The 4082-nt window shown below is 65.2% G+C and carries 4 protein-coding genes and 1 tRNA gene; all 5 read left to right on the top strand.

Annotated features, from left to right (window positions below):
- Positions 1–559, top strand: a 559-nt coding sequence (locus tag MUO23_00835) for a DinB family protein (GenBank protein ID MCJ7511495.1), incomplete at its 5' end; no start/stop codon positions are given.
- Between the two features lie 198 nt (positions 560–757).
- Positions 758–842 (top strand) — tRNA-Leu (locus MUO23_00830).
- Between the two features lie 89 nt (positions 843–931).
- Complete coding sequence (gene tig, locus MUO23_00825; GenBank protein ID MCJ7511494.1) at positions 932–2290, top strand: trigger factor; 1359 nt, start codon at positions 932–934, stop codon at positions 2288–2290.
- Positions 2291–2313: 23 nt separating this feature from the next.
- The gene (locus MUO23_00820) at positions 2314–2916 is read left to right on the top strand and encodes an ATP-dependent Clp protease proteolytic subunit (GenBank protein ID MCJ7511493.1); all 603 of its coding nucleotides are present in this window, start codon (positions 2314–2316) and stop codon (positions 2914–2916) included.
- A gap of 14 nt (positions 2917–2930) precedes the next feature.
- A partial coding sequence (gene clpX / locus MUO23_00815) for an ATP-dependent Clp protease ATP-binding subunit ClpX (protein MCJ7511492.1) occupies positions 2931–4082 on the top strand: 1152 nt, incomplete at its 3' end.

Genomic DNA, 4082 nt, shown 5'->3' with positions numbered 1-4082 from the left:
CCTGGTGGACGGGGAGGCGGTGGACGGAGGCTTTGCCGGAGGCCTGCGGGACGTTCCAGCTTGGGTCGAGTCGCTGGACGGCGTGCCACCGAGGTCGGTAACCGAGGCATCGGCACTCGAGGCCAGGCTGCGTGGCCATCTAGCGGCGCTGCGCACCCTAGCGGCGGAGTTGGACGAGAAAGCCTGGGCGTCCCCTGCGGCCGACGGAGGCTGGTCGGCCACCGAGATCGTTTGTCATCTGCGCGATGTAGAGCGAGAGATCAACCTGGTCCGCCTGGAGGCGGTGCTCTCACAGGTCGATCCCTTCCTGCCTGCGCCGGACTCGGATCAATGGGCGATTCCGCGGGCGTACCGACAGCAGTCGGGGATCGAAGCCCTGCGAGCCTTGACCGCTGGCCGCAAGCAACTCGTCGCCCGCCTGCAGGGCTTGGGCCTCGACGCCTGGGACCGGACGGCGCGCCACGCGGTCCTGGGGCCGACGCGCTTGCGCGAACTGCTGGCGATCGTTGCCGAGCACGATGTCATCCACCTTCGCCAGTTGCTGCACACCGTCCGCTAACCACCCGCCGCGGCTGTAACTTTGTGATCACGCCCGACCGCATGTCTGCTCGGTATCCCAGGGGGAAGCTGCTCTCGGACCAACCGCCAGCTGAGCGCCTTCGCCCCGCTTCCCCGGAATTCGGATGGCTGCAGCGCGGCGTGGGCGGTTGGCGGACTTCCTTTACACCCCCTTCGCCGCTGGATATAATCCTCCGAGGGGGAAGTGCTGGAACTGGCAGACAGGCGTGACTTAGGATCACGTGCCGCGAGGCGTGAGGGTTCAAGTCCCTCCTTCCCCACCAGATCCTCAGACGGAAGGCCCGGGCTGACTCGTCACGAGATCGGCCGAGCCGGGAAGCCCGGGGATTGGCGCCAGCGAGAAAGGCATGCATTGAACATTGAGAAGCAAGACCTGGCGGAATGCCAGATGCAATTAACGGTTGAGGTTCCCCAGGAGCGTGTCCAGGGAGCAATGCGTTCAGCCGCCCGCCGCCTGAGTGACCGAACCCGCATCCCGGGATTTCGCCCGGGAAAGGCGCCCTACGAGCTCGTCGTGCGCAAAGTCGGGGAAGAGGCCGTCTTCGACGAGGCCCTCGATCATCTGGGCCAAGACATCTATCGCGAGGCGCTGCAGCAATCCGAGGTCGAGGCTTATGCACCGGGCGCCCTAGAGGAATTGGTGACCCGCGAGCCGCTGGTCTTGCGCTACGTGATCCCGCTCGAGCCTGAGGTTGAACTGGGTGACTACGCCAGCCTCAGGCTGCCCTTCGAAGCCGGTGCGGTTCCCGACGAGGCGCTGGAGTCCTTCCTCGAGGAACTGCGCCAGCGCCGGGCGTTGATGGAGCCCGTCAGCCGGCCCGCCACCCTGGGCGACGTAGTTGATCTCAAGTTGCGGGCGACGCTTCCAGCCACCGATGACGCCCCCGCCTCCACGCTCCTGGACGAGCAGGAGGTCCCCTTGCTCTTGGCAGACGAGACCGATTGGCCCTTCAAGGGCGTGGCTGCACGGCTGGAGGGGCTCACGGCCGACGAGGAGCGGACGCTGCAGTACACCTTCCCGGAGGACTATCCGAACGAAAGCCTGCGCTCCCGTCAGGCCGAGTTTCACGTGCGCTGTCTGCAAGTGCGCTCGCGAACTGTGCCCGAATGGACCGACGATCTGGCTCGCTCTCTCGGCGAGTTCAACGATCTGCTCGACCTCCGAGTGAAGGCCCGCGAGTCTCTGCAGGAGCAGGCCCATCAAGCAGCCGAGAGGGAGTACGCCCAGCGGGTAGTCGAGCAGGTGGTCGATCAGGCCAACGTGAAGTTCCCGCCGGTCCTGCTGCGGGAAGAGCAAGACAGCATGCTGAGTGAGCTGGAACGCCGTCTGCGCAGCCAGAACCTCAGCCTGGAAGATTACTTGCGGATCGAGCACAAGTCCCTGGACGAGCTGAGGGCGGAAATCGCGCCCGACGCGGGACGCCGGGTGCGGCGGGCACTGGTCATCGGCCGGGTGATCCGCCAGGAAGGCCTGACCCTCAGCGACGAAGAAATCCACAAGCACATCGACCAGGTTGTATCGAGTTTCGAGGACCCAGCCGGCAAGCTGCGGCAGGCCTTTGAGTCCCCTTCCGGGCACCAACGGATCGCCACCGACCTGTTGTACGATAGGGCCGTGGAACGTCTGGTGGCGATCGCCAAGGGAGAAGCCCCACAATCCGAACCCAGCGCTGCCGCGCCGGCCCAGGCCGAGCGGGCAAGCCAGGAGTGAAGCCCATGACCAATCAAGATCCAATGGCAGTGATCCCGATGGTGATTGAGAGCACCGGCCGCGGCGAGCGGGCCTATGATATCTACTCGCTCCTGCTTAAGGAGCGGATCATCTTCCTGGGGACCCCGATCAATGACCAGGTGGCGAATCTGATCGTGGCCCAGCTGCTGTACCTGGACAACGAAGATCCCGAGCGCCAAATCCACATGTACATCAACTCCCCCGGCGGGCAGATCTATGCCGGCCTGGCGGTCTACGACACCATGCGCCAGACGCGGGCCCCGATTTCGACTGTGGCGGTGGGCGTGACGGCATCGTTCGGCACGGTGCTGCTGGCTGCCGGCACGAAGGGCATGCGCTACGTGCTCCCGCACGCCACCATCCACCTGCACCAGCCGCTCGGCGGCGCCCAGGGCCAGGCGACGGACATCGAAATCCAGGCCAAGGAGATCTTGCGCCTGCGTGAGGATCTGAATAACATACTCGCCTCACATACCGGTCAGTCCCTCGAGGTGATTGAGCGCGACACCGAACGGGACTTCTACATGGACGGCGAGGCCGCCAAGAAATACGGCCTGGTCGACCACGTTCTCTATCCCGGCGAGAAACCGGGCGAGAAGGGCTAATCGGACACAAGCACATGTCACGGAAGGAACCGGAGCCCCCGGACGGCCGCCGCTGCAGCTTCTGCAGTCGCACCGAAGCCGAGGTTCAGCGCCTGATTGCAGGCCCCGATGGGGTGTTCATCTGCAACGAGTGCGTGGACCTGTGCCGCGACATCCTCGATGGAGAAGCCAGCCGGCCGACGCGGGCAGAGATGCACCCGACCGGGCGGCCGTCGCTTTCCCCGCGGGCGATTTTCGGCCGGTTGGATGAGTACGTCGTCGGCCAGGACCATGCCAAGCGCGTCTTGTCGGTCGCGGTCTACAACCACTACAAACGCATCGCCAGCCGCGACAAGACGGGCGTCGAACTAGAGAAGAGCAACATCCTGCTCGTTGGCCCGACCGGCTGCGGCAAGACCCTGCTGGCCCAGACGCTGGCGCGGGTGCTGGAAGTCCCCTTCTGCATTGCCGATGCCACTGCCCTGACCGAGGCCGGGTACGTAGGCGAGGATGTCGAGAACATCCTACTGCGCCTGCTTCAGGCGGCCGAGTTCAATATCCCTCGCGCCGAACGCGGGATCGTCTACCTGGACGAGATCGACAAGATCGCCCGCAAGTCCGGCGACAATCCCAGCATCACCCGCGATGTTTCCGGCGAAGGCGTTCAGCAGGCATTGCTCAAGATCATCGAAGGCGCCAGCGTGAATGTCCCGCCGCAGGGCGGGCGCAAGCACCCTCAACAGGAATTCATCCAGGTCACCACCGACGACATCCTGTTCATCTGCGGCGGAACGTTCGACGGCCTGGCAACCATCATCGGCGAGCGCCTCGGGCGCCGCGGCAATCTGGGATTCCCTGGCACTCGAGCCTCGACTGCCGACCTGGCCATCGACGAAGCCGCCCTCCTGCGGCTTGTGACACCCGACGATCTGATGCGCTTCGGCTTGATTCCCGAATTGGTCGGGCGCTTGCCGGTTTGTGCCAGCGTCGACCCCCTCGATCTCGACGGGCTGCGCTCGATCCTGACGCGTCCCAAGAACGCCCTTACCCGGCAGTACGAGCGACTGTTCGCTATGGACCAGGTCGAGCTTGTCTTCACCCCGGAGGCGCTGGATGCCGCCGCCCGGATGGCGCTGGAGCACGAGACTGGCGCCCGCGGGCTGCGCTCGATCATCGAAGGGCGCCTG

The sequence above is a fragment of the Anaerolineales bacterium genome (assembly GCA_022866145.1).
In the GTDB taxonomy this organism is placed as follows: Bacteria; Chloroflexota; Anaerolineae; order Anaerolineales; family E44-bin32; genus PFL42.
This window is presented reverse-complemented; position numbering and strand designations above follow the sequence as displayed.